Here is a 16,044-nt window from a genome sequence, read left to right as displayed (position 1 = left end):
CGGGGGTCGCTCAGTTGCCGCCCGAGGTGGGCGGGCTCGTGGGCGCCGGCTGCTGATTGTTGGTCGACTTCGGCTGCTGCTGCGTCGTCGTGGGCACCTGGGTGATGGTGGTGCGCGACTGCGACGGCTGCTGGTGCATCATCGTCCGCTCATCCAACTGGTCCTGCTGGCCTGTGGTGGGTGCCAGGAAGTCCTGCAGCCGCTGGGTGTCGATCGGGATCTGCAGCGTCGTGGAGATCCGCAGACCGTCGAGCGGGAGCGGGATCACCGGAGCACCCGGGGGCGCCGTGGGGATCAGGTGCGTCGGCAGCGGCACCGGCGCACCGGGCACCAGCGTGGCCGGACCCGCCGGTGGCGCGGACTCGGGGGCCGGCGCGGGCGACGGCACGGCGCTCGGGGTGACCCTGCTCAGGTCACGCCGGATCGCGTCCCGGCGCTTCATCAACTCGACACGCTCCGACGCATCCGAGACCTCGTCGAGCCGCTGGCTCACCTCGTCGAGGAGACGCTCGGCCTCCCCGTGGTCGCCGCCACGGGCGGCGTCGTCCGCCTTGGCCAGGAACTCGCTCAGGTCGTTGACCAGCTCCACCTCGCCGGCGCGGTCCGAGAATATCGTCTTGGACACGCCCCACAGCGGGTCACCGGGCATCGCGCTGTGCGCGGCCACGGACAGTCCGCCGACGATCAGTGCGGCGACAGCGGCCGCGCCGGTCGCCGCCTGCCAGAGTGCGGGACGCTTGCCGTGGTGGTGATCACCGTTGCGCGTCCATCCCCGACGCGGCCGCAACTGCGTCACGTTCGGGGCCAGTGCCACCTCGATCTCTTCGGCGCTCGGGAGCGCGGGCAGTTCCGCTGCCCCGGTCTCGGCGCGCCAGTCCGCGAGCAGCGCGAGAAGGGGGTCATCACCGCCGGGTCGTTCGCCACTGCCGAGAAGATCGAGGAGCTCGTCGTCATGGTCGACCCGGGCGGGGTCGACGTCATGCGCGTCGAGCGAGGCGGCATCGTCACGGGTGCCCCGGACGACATCGTCGTCGTTCATCGCCATCGCTCCTCTCCATCCTTCTCGATCGTTGCGCGAAGCTGCTTCATCGCCCGGTGCTGGGCGACGCGCACGGCTCCGGCCGTACTGTCGACGATCTCCGCGGTCTCTTCCGCAGACAGTCCCACTACGACACGTAGCCGGACGATCTCCCGCTGCTTCTCCGGCAGGGTTTCCAGAAGCGACTTGACCGCCTTGGAGACCTCGCCGTCGAGGAGGTACTCCTCCGGCCCCGTGTCATCGGAGAGCACCTCGGGGAGGTACTCCACGGGATCGGACTTGTTCCGTGCGTTGCCCCTGTGGGCGTCCGCGACCTTGTGGGACGCGATCCCGTACACGAAGGCCATGAAGGGGCGTCCCTGGTCCCGGTATCCCGGCAGAGCCGAGAGGACCGCGATCAGCACCTCCTGGGCGACATCGTCAGCAGACAGGTTGGCTCTTTCCGAGCCGCCGACGCGGGAACGGCAGTACCGCACCACACCGGGCTGAACGAGTTCAAGGACCCGTGCAGCCGCGGTTCGGTCTCCCTTGACCGCTGCGGCGACGGAGAGTTCCAACTCGTCTGCTGTACCTGTCATCGAATTCGGGGGGCCTCGCGTTACACGGGTGTGTTGCGGGGCACGGCCTTTCTCTCGTAGACGCGACGCAGGTCGCGGCGGGGACTCGTCGAACGCTGGAGCGATCGACGTGGTGGGTGCCTGGCGTGAGGCACGTGACCCCTGTGTCGTAGGAGTACTGCTGAGCGCCAAGCGTAACTGCTGGGGGTGTCAGACGACCACACAACAGCCCCGGAACGGCACCGGGCCCCACTCCCCGACACACGGGGGGCGGGGCCCGGGATCCTCACTAGGCCATGTCGGGTGAGCCGACTGACGCGAGCGTCTGGCTCAGTGCGCGTGACCGTGGTGGCCGTGCGCGTCGGCGGCCGGCTCGGCCGGCTTCTCGACGATCGCGGTCTCGGTCGTCAGCACCATGCGCGCCACGGAGCAGGCGTTGACGACGGCCGAGGAGGTGACCTTGACCGGATCGATGACGCCCTGGTCGATCAGGTCGCCGTACTCGCCGGTCGCGGCGTTGTACCCGTCGCGGGCACCGAGCTCGGTGACCTTGCTCACCACCACGGCGCCGTCCTCGCCGGCGTTGGCGGCGATCCAGAACAGCGGCGCCACCAGCGCCTTGCGCACGACGTTCACGCCGACGGCCTCATCGGAGTCGGTGGTGTCGGCGGCGAGCCGCTCGAGGGCCGCTGCGGCCTGCACGAGCACCGATCCGCCACCGGCGATGACGCCCTCCTCAACGGCCGCCTTGGCGGAGTTGACGGCGTCTTCGACGCGGAGCTTGCGCTCGGTCAGCTCGGTCTCGGTGGCGGCACCGACGCGGAGAACCGCGACGCCTCCGGCGAGCTTGGCGATCCGCTCCTCGAGCTTCTCGCGATCCCAGTCCGAGTCGGTGGCCTCGGCCTCGCGGCGGAGCTGGGCGACGCGGGCGTCGACGTCGGCCCGCTCGCCGGCGCCGTCGACGATGATCGTCTCGTCCTTGGAGACGGTCACGCGGCGGGCGCCGCCGAGCACCTCGAGGCCGCTCTCCGCGAGCTTCATGCCCAGGTCGGGGCTGATGACCTGGCCGCCCGTGACGATCGCCAGGTCCTCCTGGAACGCCTTGCGGCGGTCACCGAAGTACGGCGCCTTGATCGCGACGACCTTGATGGTCTTACGGATCGAGTTGACCACCAGGGTCGACAGCGCCTCGCCGTCGACGTCCTCGGCGACGATGAGCAGCGGCTTGCCGGTCTCGGCGACCTTCTCCAGCAGCGGCAGCAGGTCCGGCAGCGAGCTGATCTTCTCGCGGTGCAGCAGGATCAGCACATCCTCGTAGATGGCCTTCTGCTCGTCCGGGTCGGTGACGAAGTACGGCGACAGGTAGCCCTTGTCGAAGGCGATGCCCTCGGTCACGGAGACCTCGGTGTGCAGGCCCTGCGACTCCTCCACGGAGACGACGCCGTTGACGCCGACGGCGTCCATGGCCTCGGCGACCATGCGGCCGATCTCGGGGTCACGCGAGGACACGGTGGCGACCTGCGCGACGGCCTCTGAACCGGAGACGGGGGTCGCGGCCGAGCGCAGGTACTCCACGGCGGCGGCAGCGGCCTTCTCGATGCCCTTGCCCATGGCCATGGGGTTGGAGCCGGCCACCACGTTGCGCAGCCCCTCACGGATGAGGGCCTGTGCCAGGACGGTGGCGGTGGTCGTGCCGTCGCCGGCGACGTCGTTGGTCTTGGTGGCGACGCTCTTGACCAGCTGGGCGCCGAGGTTCGCGAACGGATCGGAGAGCTCGATCTCGCGGGCGATGGAGACGCCGTCGTTGGTGACGGTCGGGCCGCCGAAGGCCTTGGACAGGACGACATGCCGGCCCTTGGGGCCGAGCGTGACCTTGACGGTGTCGGCGAGCTCGTCGACACCGGCGAGCATGCCCTTGCGGGCCTCCTCGTCGAATGCGATCAACTTGGACATGGATGGAACTCCTGGGAGGAAGAAGGGGTCTGATCAGACGGTTCGGCAGGCGTGAGACACCACCGCCCCGGCGGGACCGGCGTTCTGGCCGGCGCCGTCGGGGCGGGGTTCAGCAGCTCACGTCAGTCGATGACAGCGAGCACGTCACGCGAGGAGAGGATCAGGTACTCCTTGCCCTCGTACTTGATCTCGGTGCCGCCGTACTTCGAGTAGATGACCTTGTCCCCCTCCTTGATGTCCATGGGGATGCGGTCGCCGTCCTCGTCGAAGCGGCCCTTGCCGACCGCGACGACGGTGCCCTCCTGGGGCTTCTCCTTGGCGGTGTCCGGAATGACGAGGCCGGACGCCGTGGTGGTCTCGGCAGCGGTGGCCTCGACGAGAATCTTGTCCTCAAGCGGCTTGATCGCCACGATGGATCCTCCGTGTGTAGATGGCTGATGAATGTGCGGCGGGGTCCGGAGAAGCGTCGTCGCGGGTGACGCCGCCGGTTCCATGCCTATTGGCACTCTATATGCGCGAGTGCCAGCACTCAAGTGTCCCGTGTGCCCGATCGGGACGCGTTCGCGATCGGCGAACACGCGCCCACGTCCCCGGACGACGTCGTCGTCAGACCACCTGCGTCGTCTCGACCGGCAGCCCCGGGTCGGCGGCCACGGTCAACGGGCTGGGCGCCACTCCGTCGGCTAGCAACGCGGACGCCACGCCCACGACCATCGCGCCGTTGTCGGTGCACAGCCGGGGCCGCGGCACGCGCAGGGTGATCCCTGCCGCCGCACACCTCTGTCCAGCCAGTTCCCGCAGTCTCGAGTTGGCCGCCACACCGCCGCCGATGAGCAGCGTGTCGACCCCGAGGTCGGTGCAGGCGCGCACGGCCTTCATCGTCAGCACGTCGGCCAGGGCCTCCTGGAACGACGCCGCCACATCCGCCACCTCGAGTTGGACACCGTCTCGTTCGGCCGCCTCGATCCGCCGGGCCACGGAGGTCTTGAGGCCGGAGAAGGAGAAGTCGTGCCGGGCGTCACGCGGCCCGGTCATCCCGCGTGGGAACGCGATCGCGGCCGGATCGCCGGTGGCCGCGAGCCGGTCGATGACCGGCCCACCCGGATACCCGAGCCCGAGCAGTCTGGCGACCTTGTCGTAGGCCTCGCCCGCCGCGTCGTCGACGGTCGAGCCCAGTTCCACCACCGGCTCGGTCAGGGATCGCACGTGCAGCAGCTGCGTGTGGCCGCCGGAGACGAGCAGCGCCACGCACTCGGGCAGCGGGTCGCCGTCGAAACCGGCCACGGCCACGTGTCCGACCAGGTGGTTGACGGCGTAGAACGGCACCCCCCACGCTGCGGCGTAGGCCTTGGCCCCGGACGAGCCGACGAGCAGTGCGCCCGACAGCCCCGGCCCGATCGTCGTGGCCACGGCGTCGGGCCGGGATATCCCGGCCTCGGCCAGCGCCGCGCGCACGGTCGGCACGAGCGACTCCAGGTGCGCACGTGAGGCGATCTCGGGCACCACCCCGCCGAACCGCGCGTGCTCGGACATCGACGACGCGACCACGTCCGACAGCAGCTCGGCCCGCCCGTCGTCGTGGATCCGCGCCACGGCCACGCCGGTCTCGTCGCAGGAGCTCTCGATCCCCATGACGGTCTTCACGAGCCGCCCACCTCTCCCCTGTTCTCGCGCGCACCCGGAGCCGGCCCCGCACCCGGGCTCGTCCCGGCACCTGCGCCCGGGCCCGCGGAGGCAGCGGGCCGGGCCGGCCGCGTCATCAGATATGCATCGGCCATGCTCGGCCGGTAGTACCGCGGCCGGACACCGACGATCTCGAATCCGTGCGCCTCGTACAGCGTCCGCGCGGGCACGTTGTCGGTGCGCACGTCCAGTACAACGGGCGCGCCCTCGCGGTCGGCCACGTCCAGCATCTGGCGCAGCAGCGTCCGTCCGATGCCGAGCCCCTGCCGCTGCGGGTCCACGCCGATGGTGTGCACCTCGAAGTCGCGGTCGCCGACCGGCCCGAGTCCCGCGAGCACCGAGTAGCCCACCAATTCGCCGTTCAGCCTCGCCGCGAAGCACGTGTTGTGCCGCGAGGAGATCTCGGACACGAACGCGACCGCCGACCAGGGTCCGTCCCCGGCGAACAGGATCGTCTCGAGCTCGGCGCAGCGCATCGCGTCGTCCGCGACAAGCGGCCCGTACTGCACGCCGGTCGGGGTGGAGCCGTATCGCGGCCCACCGGCGCCGGCGTCCGCCGCGCTCATCGCTGCACCCCGCGTAGTGCGGACGACGGCTCGACGCGCTTGGGCGGAACGGCGTCGGGTCGCCGCAGGTAGAGCGGCTCGAGCGGGTCGGGCGTGTCGCCGGCGAGCAGACCCGCGGCCGCCACCGAGACGAGCCCGGCCGGGTCCGGGTAGGTCGGCACGGCCACCGCGGCCTCGACGTCCGTCAAGGATCCGACGTCCGGGATCTCGGCCAATCTCGCGGGGTCCCCGACCGCACGCGCGCCGTCCAGCACGATCTCGGCTGCGGGCCCCACGATCGGCCCCGAGGTCCGCACGCCTTCACCGTCGTAGCGGGCGTGGTACGCCTCGCGGCGCCGGGCATCGGTGACGACGACGAGGTCCCCCTCCACCCCGGCGGCGCGCGCCCGAGCCGCGAGCCCGTCGAGCGAACAGGCCCCGTGAACGGGCTTTCCGATCGCATCGGCGAACGCCGCCGCGGTGGCCATCCCCACGCGCAGTCCGGTGAACGGGCCGGGCCCGACCCCCACCACCACGGCGTCCAGCTCGGCGGCCGTCAGCCCAGCGGTGTCCAGGCACTCGAGGATGTGTGGGGTGAGCAGCTCGGCGTGGGCCCGGGCGTCCGCCGTGACCCGCGTGGCCAGGGTCGTGACCTGTGGGCCGGCCCCAGTTGCGCGTTCGGCCCCGCCTACGAGTCCGGTCTCGCCTGCGGTGTGACCCAAACCAGCGGGTTCGAGGCGGCACACCCCCGCGGTGACGGCGGGGGTGGAGGTGTCGAGGGCGAGGACCAGCACGAGGTCAGGGTACCGCCGGTGCCGCGGGTCCACCGGCGCGGTGCCAGGCGGCGGAGCGGACGTCGCCCTCGTCTCCGCGGTGCAGGGTGACGATCAGCGGGGCCTCGACGAGCGACTCGACGAACCCGGCGCCCCACTCGACCACAACCACGTCGCGCTCGAGCGCGGAGTCCAGGTCGAGGGACTCGAGTTCGTCGGCGAGGTCGCGGCGGGTGGGCTGCTCGCCGTCGGGGTCCTGGCCGAGCAGTCGGTAGGCGTCGACGTGCACGAGGCCGGGGCCGCCGGGGGTGGCCGGGGCGTGCCGACGGGCGATCACGAAGGTCGGCGAGGTGACCCGCCCGCGCACCCCGAGTCCGGCGGCGATGCCGGTGGTCAGCGCGGTCTTGCCGGCGCCGAGCGGTCCGTCGAGGATCACCACGTCACCGGCCGAGAGCAGGCCGGCGATCTCCTCGCCCAGCGCGCGGGTGTCGTCGACGGTGGCCAGCTCGCGTCGGCCCGGCACCTGGAGTGTCACGAGGCCTTCGCGCTCCGGCCGGAGTCGCGGCTGCGTCCGCCCGCTTCCGCGAGTCGCTCACGCTCGCGCCACTCGACGATCGCGTCGGCCACGAGATCGCCCAGCACCTCGGACACGTGCGCGGGCTCCTCGAGCATCACCATGTGGCCGGACCCCGGGACCACCACGAACTCGGCGTCGGGCAGCTCCTCGACGATGTCGACGGATCGGTCGAGCGGGGTGAGCAGGTCACGGTCACCGCAGAGCACGGTGGTGCGTACGTTCCGCAGGATGGGCATCGCCTCGGACTCGTCGTGCTGCGTGAGCGTCTCGAAGAAGTTCGCGATGGTCAGTACATCGGTGGAGTTGATGGTCTTGTCGACGAACCGTGCCACCGTGGGGCTCATCGAGGCGGGATCGCCGAACGAGCCGCCGTAGATGAACGGCGAGATGATCGCGCCGAGCGCCTTGCGGCCACTGGTGAACACGCCCGGCGAGCGATTGATCAGCGCGGCTACCCGGGCCATGGCCTTGCTGTCCAGTACGGAGCCCAGCCCCGACTCCGAAAGCTCCGCCATGGCGGTGGCCACCAGCCCCACACCCATCACGCGGTCGCGCACGGCCTCGGGGTGCCGCACCGCGTAGCCCATGACGGTCATGCCGCCCATCGAGTGCCCGATCACCACGACCGGCCCGGTCGGCGCGGTCGCCGAGATGACGGTGCTCAGGTCGCGGGCCAGCTGGTCGATGGTCGAGTTCTCGATCGAGCTCTTCCCGCTGAGTCCATGGCCACGCTGGTCGTAGAACACCATGCGGATCTCGGAGCCGAACCGGTCCGCCAGGTGCCGGCGCTGGAAATGCCAGGTGTCCATGGTGAGCGTGTAGCCGTGCACGAACACGACGGTCATGGGCGCGTCGGTGGGCCCGGCCTCACGCACCGCCAACGGAACGCCGTCGGTGGCGGCGACCATCGAACCGCGGTCGACGCCGAGCTCGTCCATGTCCTCACCGGCCCACGGGTCGCTCGCCCTCCGGCCCGGCATGAGCGTGCCGACCGAGCCGAGGGTCGCGGCGCCGAGCGCGCTCATCCCCGCCGCGAATCCGCCGGGAGTGCGGATCTTCTCCGCGACCGCCTCGACCTCGTCCGGGTCGCCGCCGAGAACCTCCGGTGGCCGGACCTCGACCGGGGTCCGCGTCGACGACCGCGACGGGCGCCGCGGGAACCTCAGCCGCGGCCGACCGCGCTTGGGAGCGCCCTCGGTGTAGGCGTTGTCGTCGTCGTTCTCTATCCCACCCTGGCGGGCGGTCTCGTCAGCAGTTTTTCCGGCGGCCTCGCCGTCGGCCCCCTCGAACCCCGTCATCGTGCATCCCCCTGTCGGTACCCGGTGGCGTGGCGCCCCCGGAGCACGTGGTCCCTGCTCGCGCGCCCCCGCACGGCGGTGACGACCTCGTAGTGGATGGTGCCCAACTCGTCGGCCCACTCGGCGGCCGTGGGCCCCCCGCCCGCGCCGGTACCGAACAGGACGGCGGTGTCGCCCGCGCGGATGGTGCGGTCGGGGTCGGGTCCGAGGTCGACGACGAACTGGTCCATACAGACCCGCCCCACGTTCGGGTAGCGGCGGCCGGCGATGCCCACGTCCAGGCGGCCCGACAGCATCCGCCAGACACCGTCCGCGTACCCGGCCGCGATGAGCGCCACCGTCGTGTCGTGCGGCGCGTACCAGGTGTGGCCGTAACTCACGCCCTGCCCCTTCGCCAGCCGCTTGACCATGAGGATGTCGGCCGAGAAGGTCATGGCCGGGATCAGATCCGCACCCAGGTCGCCGACCGGGTCGAGCCCGTACAGGGCGATCCCGGGGCGGACCATCTCGAAGCCGTCCTCGGGCCGGGTCAACGTGGCCGCTGAGTTGGCGTGGTGGTTGACCGGGCACTCGAGGCCGCGGGCGCGGGCCTGAGCCACGCACTCGTGCAGGCGCGCGACCTGTAGGTCGATGACCGGGTTGCCGGGGTCGTCGGCGTGCGCGAAGTGCGCCATCAGGCCCGTGACCTCCACCAGACCGCCGGCGGTGGCAGCGACCAGCCGCTCGAGAACCGCCGGCCACTCCTCCAGAGAGATGCCGGAGCGGGCCAGGCCGGTGTCGATCTTGGGGGTCACGCGCGCCCTGCGGCCCGAGCGGCGCGCCGCCTCCAGCACAGTGTCCAGGTGCGCGGGACTGGGGATCGCCAGGTCGACGTCGGCCTCGACGGCCGCCCGTGCGTCGTCGGACGGCAGGTACAGCCAGGCCAGGATCTCGGCGTCGATGCCGGCCGAGCGGAGTTCCAGCGCCTCGCCGATCGTGGTGACGCCCAGCGCGGTCGCGCCGCCGCGCAGGGCGGCGAGGGAGACGGGGACGACGCCGTGGCCATAGGCGTCAGCCTTGACCACGGCCATGACCCGGGCGCCGCCTGCATGCCGGACCAGGACGCGGGCGTTGTGCTCGACCGCGTCCAGATCGATCTCGACACGGCACGGAGCCGGGGGGACAATCGGAGCCATTTCGTCAATTCTGCCAAACGGGCCGACGGGGGGCGATTTCCGCGCCCCGCGACGTCGGCAACGCTGGCCGTGGTGCCGCGTCGGGGGTGCCGTGCAGAGCGGGGCCGCCACGCGGAGCCGCCCCCGTGTCGACCGAGCCCGATGGACCGGTCGGCCGCCCCCGATTCACCTATCGGATGTCGCGCCGCCTACGTGATCCGGTAGGTGGCGCGACATCGGATAGGCGAGCGTGGCCCTGACCGCGCAGACGACCTCGGGGCTACCGCGAAGAGCGCAGGGCGGCAACCGCTGCGGGCACGGCGGCCAGCAGATCCGAGGCGCCGATCGGTGCGCCGGGCCCCTCGGCACGCGGCCGCCCACCGCCACCGCGGGGTGCATCGACGTCCACACCGGGCCTCTCGCCGGTGTGGTTTGCGACCCGCCCTCCGCCGGGGCCGGCGTGGCTTCCGCTGGGCCTCGGATCACGCCGGTGCGCGGCCAGGCCGGCGGCTTCGCCGTGCAGCGTCGCCGCGTCGGCAGCGGCGCGGGCGAGGTCCAGCTTCGTGTCCGGGGCCGCCGAATCCCGCGCGGCCGCAACGTGGGCCATGAGTGCCCCCGTGATTCCGGACAGAACATCCCCGGAACCCGCGGTGGCGGCCCACGACGAGCCGGCGTCGACGGAGTAGGTGGTCTCGCCGTCGTCGATCAGTGTGACGCGACCCTTGAGCAGCACCGTGGCCTCGATCCCGCGCTCGCGTAGTCCGGCGACGTACCGGCGCAGCGCGCCGGGGCGATCGGCGCGGTCCCAACCACCGGTGAGACGGTCGAACTCGCCGCCGTGCGGGGTGAGCAGCACGGGCGCGGTGGCGCTGCGAAGGAGCACCGGATGGGAGGCGACGCAGGTCAGGGCATCGGCGTCCAACAGGGTGGGGCGGCCGCGGGTCAGGACGGCGTCGATGTCGGCGATCGACTCCGCACCGGTGCCGGCGCCCGGGCCCACCACCCAGGCCTGCGCCTTTCCGGCCTCCGCTACCGACGGGTGACACACGACCTCGGGCCGCGCGGCGAGCACCGGATCGGCGCCGGAGCCGACGTAGCGGACCATGCCGGAGGTCGCGGCCACGGCGGCGCTCGTGCAGAGGACCGCCGCGCCCGGGAAGCGCTCCGAGCCGGCGCGGATGGCCACCACGCCCTGGGTGTACTTGTCGTCGGCGGGTCCGGGCACCGGCCACCTGCGGCCCACGTCCGCGGTGTCCGGGGCGTAGACGGTCTCCGGGCCGATCGGCGGGTCGGACAGTCCGATGTCCACCACCTCGACTCGGCCGCACACCGGCGAGGCCAATAGATGCGCGCGCCGCAGCAGACCGAAGGTGACGGTGAGGGTGGCGGGTACGTGGGCGTCGTAGGCGGTGCCGGTGTCGGCATCCACGCCGCTGGGCAGATCGACGGCCACCCACGGGACGCCGGCCTCGGCCAGGCCGGTCACGATCCGATCGGCAGGCGCACGCAACGGGCCGCGCCCACCCAGTCCGACCACGCCGTCGACAGCCACGTCCGGGACCGGAACGCGTGAACCCAGGTCCTCCGCGCGGTGGATCCGCCCGCCCGCACGGCGTAGCGCGGCCAATCCCCGGGGGTGGGCGCGGTCGAAGTCGAGCAGAACCGCGTCGACGCGGCAGCCGCGGGCCCGCAACATGGCGCCGGCGTAGAGGGCGTCACCCCCGTTGTCACCGGCGCCCACGAGCAGCTCCACCGCGCGGCCATAGACACCGCCCGTGCGCTCGCGCAGCAGGGCCGCGGTGTGGTGGGCGACGCCGGCGGCGGCCCGGCGCATGACGACGTCGGGGTCCCCTGAGGCACCGGCGGCCGCGAGGAGAGGTGCTTCCGCGGCCCGAATGACCTCGACCGGGTGCGCACGTCGCATCGTCGTCGTCCCTCCCGTCAGCCCACCGTGACCGTCACGCCCACGGTTCCTACTCCACCGTGACGGACTTGGCCAGGTTGCGCGGCTTGTCCACGTCGTAGCCCCGCGCGGCCGCGACCTCGGCGGCGAACGCCTGGTACGGGATGGTGGCGAGCAACGGCTGCAGCAGCGTGGTCGACGGCGGAATGGGGATGAAGTAGTCCGACAGCGGCTTGACCACCTCGTCGCTCTCCTCGGCGATCACGATGGTGCGCGCGCCGCGGGCCTTGATCTCCTGGATGTTGCTGACGAGCTTGGAGTGCAGCACCCCGCGGCCCTCGACCGGCGGCATCACCACGAAGACCGGCAGGTCGTCCTCGATCAGGGCGATCGGGCCGTGCTTGAGCTCGCCGGCCGGGAAGCCCTCGGCGTGCATGTAGGCGAGCTCCTTGAGCTTGAGCGCGCCCTCCAGTGCCGTCGGGTAGCCGACGTGGCGGCCCAGGAACAGCACCGACTTGGAGTCGGCGAGCTCACGGGCGATCTCACGCACCGGCTCGAGGGAGTCCACGACCTGCTGGATGGACTCGGGCATGCGCTCGAGCTGGCGGAACTCGGCGGCCACTTCGTCGGGGAACTTGGTGCCGCGCGCCTGCGCCAACGCCAGGCCGACCAGGTAGTTGGCCGTGATCTGGGCGAGGTAGGCCTTGGTGGAGGCCACACCGATCTCCGGGCCCGCATGGGTGTACAGCACGGCGTCGGCCTCGCGCGGGATCTGCGAACCGTTGGTGTTGCACACCGCCAGCACGCGCGCCTTCTGCGACTTGGCGTGCCGCACGGCCTCCAGGGTGTCGGCCGTCTCGCCGGACTGCGAGATCGCCACGACGAGCGTGGAGCGGTCCAGAACCGGGTCGCGGTAGCGGAACTCCGAGGCGATCTCGACCTCGCATGGCAGCCGGGTCCAGTGCTCGATCGCGTACTTGGCGACCAGCCCCGAGTGGTACGCGCTGCCGCAGGCGATGATGAACACCTTGTCGATGTCGCGCAGCTCCTGGTCGGAGATGCGCTGCTCGTCCAGCACGATCCGGCCGTCCTGGAACTTACCCAGGAGAGTGTCGGCGACGGCCTGGGGCTGCTCGGCGATCTCCTTGAGCATGAAGTAGTCGTATCCGCCCTTCTCGGCGGCCTCGAGGTCCCAGTCGATGCGGAACGGGCGCCCCTCGGTGGGCTCGCCGTCGAAGTCGGTGACCTCGTACCCGTCGGCGCGCATCACCACCACGTTGTCCTGGCCCAGCTCGACCGCGTCGCGGGTGTGCTCGATGAACGCGGCCACGTCCGAGCCGAGGAACATCTCTCCCTGGCCGACGCCCAGCACGAGCGGGGTGGAGCGGCGGGCGGCCACCAGCACGTCGGGGTGCTTCGCGTGGCTGAAAACGAGGGTGAACGCGCCCTCCAGGCGGGCCAGCACCGCGCGGCACGAGGCCACGAAGTCGCCGGCGGTCCCGCCCGACTCGATCGCGCGTGTCAGCAGGTGCGCGGCCACCTCGGAGTCGGTGTCCGAGACCAGCTCGACGCCGGCGGACTCGAGCTCGGCACGCAGCGGCGCGAAGTTCTCGATGATCCCGTTGTGGACGATCGCCACGTCGCCGGACACGTGCGGGTGCGCGTTCCGGTCGTTGGGGCGGCCGTGGGTCGCCCAGCGCGTGTGCCCGATGCCGGTCGTGCCGACGAATCCGGCCTCGCCGCCGTCCGCGACGAGCGCCTCCTCGAGGTTGGCGAGCTTGCCCGCCCTCTTCTCGACCCGCACCTCGCCGGCGCCGTCGAGGATGGCGACTCCCGCCGAGTCATAGCCGCGGTATTCCATCCTCCGCAGGGCCTCGACGACGACAGGAAGAGCAGCCTGCTGGCCCACATAACCGACGATTCCGCACATGGTCGCCAAGTGTAGCCAGCCCTGTCGCCCGCCCTGACACCCTCAACCCTGCGAGAGGGGATACTGTTACTTCCGTGGCCATCAAGACCAAGGAACTGCACGCAAAGGTGGGTCGGCGCGGCCCCTACGGGGTGGATATCGGCGATCTCGGCTTCACCGGCACCCCGGGCGCGGTCTTCGTGCCGCGAGGCGCCCCGTCGCCCGCCCCGGTGGTGGGCTGGGCCCACGACTGGACCAAGGGGCCGCGGTACTACACCGACACCCTCAAGCACCTCGCGTCCTGGGGTTTCGTGGTGGTGGCGCCGGCCACCGATCACGGCGGCCGGCCGAACCACCAGCACTTCGCCGATCACCTGTCGAACGCGATCGAGGACGTCCTCCAGGCCCGGCTCGGGCGCGGGAAGGTCCGCGCCGATCCGCGTCGCATCGCGGTGGCCGGGCACGGCCTCGGTGGTGGAGTGGCCGCACTGCTCGCTTCCCAACGCACGGACATCGATGCGGTGGCCATGGTCTTCCCCACCGAGACGGTGCCCTCCGCCGCCGAGCGCGCGATGTTGATCGACTCCCCCGCGTTGCTGCTGTCCGCAGCGGGTGGGGTGCACGGCGAGGACGCCCGCGCACTGCACGAGGCCTGGCGCGGCGAGCTGGTGCACCGCCGCCTGGAGAAGGCCATCGAGACGGGTCTGGTGGAGCGCAACTCATGGCTCCAGGGCGTCGGCCTCGCCGATCCGGACCGCCGGACGCACCGTACTGTCCGCCCGCTCCTGGCGGGTTACCTGTTGGCCACCCTGGGCGACGACGACGACTACGCGGCGTTCGCCGATCCGGAGGCCAAGTTCAAGGACTCCGTCCTGGTCACCGAGGAGATGCTGGCCGAGGAGGCCGACGATCTGGTCCCGTCGGCTCCCCCGCTGCTCAAGCTGGTCAAGGGGTTCACCGGCGGCTGACCCACGGCGGTTGCAAGACACGCGTCGCCGGTTGCCTGACCTCAGGTGCGATTTCTGGCTAGAACTTCGCACAGATCGTCGTGCAATCGGGATGGGAGGTCTTGCAACCGCCCGGCTCGGGGCCGGCCAGGATCGCCGGGTCGTGTGGAGGCGGTGAGCCGCCCGGGCGGAAGCGGTGAGCAGCCGGGGTGGAGCCCTGGCCCGGTCAGACCGCCGCGACGACCCCGGCGAGCCGCTCGGCCACCTCGCGCGCCAGGTCGGGGTCCTGCGCCTCGACCATCACGCGCACGAGCTGCTCGGTGCCCGAGGGTCGCAGCAGCACGCGCCCCGTCGCGCCGAGCGCACCCTCCTCCTGGGCCACGGCCTCGGCCACCGAGCCCGACGCGGCCACGGCGGCCTTGTCGTCGACCGGGACGTTGACGAGGATCTGCGGCAGCACGGTCATCACGCCCGCCAGTTCGGCGAGTGACCTGCCGGTCTCGGCCATCCGCGCCATGATCCGCAGCCCGGTGAGCAGTCCGTCGCCCGTGGTGGCGTGCCCCGGGAGCACGAGGTGTCCGGACTGTTCGCCGCCGAGACTGTAGTTGCCGTCGCGCAGCCGCTCGAGCACGTACCGGTCGCCGACCTTGGTCTCGGCGATCTCGATCCCGGCCGCGCGCATGGCCACCTTGAGGCCCAGGTTGCTCATCACGGTCGCGACGAGCGTGTCCTCGGCGAGTTCACCGGCGTCGCGCATGGCGAGGGCGAGGATGGCCATGATCTGATCACCGTCCACGACGTTCCCGTCGGCGTCGACGGCCAGGCAGCGGTCGGCGTCGCCGTCGTGCGCCAGACCCAGGTCGGCGTCGTGCTCGCGCACGGCGGCCTGCACGGCGCCGAGGTGGGTGGAGCCGCACTCGTGGTTGATGTTGTAGCCGTCGGGCGCGGCGTGGATCTCGATGACCCTGGCACCGGCCTCGCGGTAGGCGCGGGGCGCGGCCTCGCTGGCGGCGCCGTTGGCGCAGTCCACGACGACGACGAGACCGTCCAACCGGCCCGGCGTCGACGTCAGGAGGTGCCGCACGTAGCCGTCCAGGGCGTCTGCGGACGGGGCACGACGTATCCGGCCGATCGCGTCCCCGGTGGGTCCGGTGATGGGCTCGTCGGTGAGCGCGGACTCGATGGCGTCCTCGATGTGGTCGCCGAGCTTGTGGCCGCCGGCGGCGAAGAACTTGATGCCGTTGTCCGGCATGGCGTTGTGCGAGGCGGAGATCATCGCGCCGAGGGCCGCGCCGTGCTGGGCGGTCAGGTGGGCGACGGCCGGGGTGGGCAGCTCGCCCACGAGCAGGACGTCGACTCCCTGACTGGCCAGCCCGGCGGAGAGGGCGGCTTCGAGCATCTCGCCGGAGACCCGCGGGTCGCGGCCGACCACCGCGAGGGGGCGGGAGGACCCGGTGGCGGCGCCACCCGCGCGGGCGGGGTCGGCTTCGGCCGCCAGGACCGCTGCGGCCGCGGCGCCGAGACGCAGGGCCAGGTCGGCGGTGAGCGTCCTGTTGGCGAGTCCGCGGACGCCGTCGGTGCCGAACAGTCGGGTCATGTGGTGGATTCCTCCGGGGTCGTGGGTGCCCTACCGCTGAGCGGCCACTGGTGTGCGACCGCAGAGGCGCGGCCGCCGGCTTTCGACCGGGCTGGTCGAGACGTCCAGA

Annotated in this window: 14 protein-coding genes; 1 reads left to right on the top strand and 13 read right to left on the bottom strand. The window is 71.9% G+C overall.

Translation table 11 applies throughout. The features are described from left to right. Positions 1-10 precede the first annotated feature (10 nt). The 12 genes from K3888_RS10215 to glmS form a co-directional block, all read right to left on the bottom strand. The gene (locus K3888_RS10215; RefSeq protein ID WP_230930159.1) at positions 11-1,039 is read right to left on the bottom strand and encodes a hypothetical protein; all 1,029 of its coding nucleotides are present in this window, start codon (positions 1,037-1,039) and stop codon (positions 11-13) included. Beyond that, complete coding sequence (locus K3888_RS10210) at positions 1,036-1,617, bottom strand: sigma-70 family RNA polymerase sigma factor (RefSeq protein ID WP_230930158.1); 582 nt, start codon at positions 1,615-1,617, stop codon at positions 1,036-1,038. Before K3888_RS10210 ends, K3888_RS10215 begins: the two co-directional genes overlap by 4 nt. Positions 1,618-1,926: 309 nt before the next feature. Continuing rightward, positions 1,927-3,549: a chaperonin GroEL gene (gene groL, locus K3888_RS10205; protein ID WP_230930157.1), complete on the bottom strand. Its 1,623-nt coding sequence runs from the start codon at positions 3,547-3,549 to the stop codon at positions 1,927-1,929. A gap of 122 nt (positions 3,550-3,671) precedes the next feature. Then, positions 3,672-3,959 carry a co-chaperone GroES gene (gene groES / locus K3888_RS10200; RefSeq protein WP_017837219.1) on the bottom strand — a complete coding sequence of 96 codons (288 nt, stop codon included), beginning with the start codon at positions 3,957-3,959 and terminating at the stop codon, positions 3,672-3,674. Between the two features lie 196 nt (positions 3,960-4,155). Continuing rightward, positions 4,156-5,181: a tRNA (adenosine(37)-N6)-threonylcarbamoyltransferase complex transferase subunit TsaD gene (gene tsaD, locus K3888_RS10195; RefSeq protein WP_230930222.1), complete on the bottom strand. Its 1,026-nt coding sequence runs from the start codon at positions 5,179-5,181 to the stop codon at positions 4,156-4,158. An 8-nt stretch (positions 5,182-5,189) separates the two neighbouring features. Beyond that, entirely contained in the window at positions 5,190-5,798 is a 609-nt protein-coding gene (gene rimI, locus K3888_RS10190) for a ribosomal protein S18-alanine N-acetyltransferase (protein WP_372459557.1), read from the bottom strand. Beyond that, a complete protein-coding gene (tsaB, locus tag K3888_RS10185; protein ID WP_230930156.1) occupies positions 5,795-6,571 on the bottom strand; it encodes a tRNA (adenosine(37)-N6)-threonylcarbamoyltransferase complex dimerization subunit type 1 TsaB in 777 nt (258 codons plus the stop codon). Before tsaB ends, rimI begins: the two co-directional genes overlap by 4 nt. Before the next feature lie 4 nt (positions 6,572-6,575). Next, complete coding sequence (gene tsaE / locus K3888_RS10180; protein ID WP_230930155.1) at positions 6,576-7,085, bottom strand: tRNA (adenosine(37)-N6)-threonylcarbamoyltransferase complex ATPase subunit type 1 TsaE; 510 nt, start codon at positions 7,083-7,085, stop codon at positions 6,576-6,578. Beyond that, positions 7,082-8,425 (bottom strand): alpha/beta fold hydrolase, encoded by a 1,344-nt coding sequence (locus tag K3888_RS10175; protein ID WP_230930154.1) that lies wholly within the window; start codon positions 8,423-8,425, stop codon positions 7,082-7,084. The genes tsaE and K3888_RS10175 overlap by 4 nt, the downstream gene beginning before the upstream one ends. Beyond that, positions 8,422-9,600 carry an alanine racemase gene (alr, locus tag K3888_RS10170; protein WP_230930153.1) on the bottom strand — a complete coding sequence of 393 codons (1,179 nt, stop codon included), beginning with the start codon at positions 9,598-9,600 and terminating at the stop codon, positions 8,422-8,424. The genes K3888_RS10175 and alr overlap by 4 nt, the downstream gene beginning before the upstream one ends. 259 nt (positions 9,601-9,859) lie before the next feature. Next, positions 9,860-11,503 carry a bifunctional ADP-dependent NAD(P)H-hydrate dehydratase/NAD(P)H-hydrate epimerase gene (locus K3888_RS10165; RefSeq protein ID WP_230930152.1) on the bottom strand — a complete coding sequence of 548 codons (1,644 nt, stop codon included), beginning with the start codon at positions 11,501-11,503 and terminating at the stop codon, positions 9,860-9,862. Between the two features lie 49 nt (positions 11,504-11,552). Beyond that, a complete protein-coding gene (gene glmS, locus K3888_RS10160; RefSeq protein ID WP_230930151.1) occupies positions 11,553-13,412 on the bottom strand; it encodes a glutamine--fructose-6-phosphate transaminase (isomerizing) in 1,860 nt (619 codons plus the stop codon). 74 nt (positions 13,413-13,486) lie between these two features. On the opposite strand from glmS, the gene K3888_RS10155 reads away from it, so the two are divergent. Then, positions 13,487-14,359: a dienelactone hydrolase family protein gene (locus K3888_RS10155; RefSeq protein WP_230930150.1), complete on the top strand. Its 873-nt coding sequence runs from the start codon at positions 13,487-13,489 to the stop codon at positions 14,357-14,359. 205 nt (positions 14,360-14,564) lie between these two features. On the opposite strand, the gene glmM is transcribed toward K3888_RS10155, so the two are convergent. After that, a complete protein-coding gene (glmM, locus tag K3888_RS10150; RefSeq protein WP_230930149.1) occupies positions 14,565-15,935 on the bottom strand; it encodes a phosphoglucosamine mutase in 1,371 nt (456 codons plus the stop codon). Positions 15,936-16,044: the final 109 nt, after the last annotated feature.

The organism is Dietzia aurantiaca (genome assembly GCF_021033825.1).
Lineage (GTDB): Bacteria > Actinomycetota > Actinomycetes > Mycobacteriales > Mycobacteriaceae > Dietzia > Dietzia aurantiaca.
The sequence above is the reverse complement of the archived record's forward strand: the minus strand, read 5'-3'. Positions and strand labels throughout refer to the sequence as shown.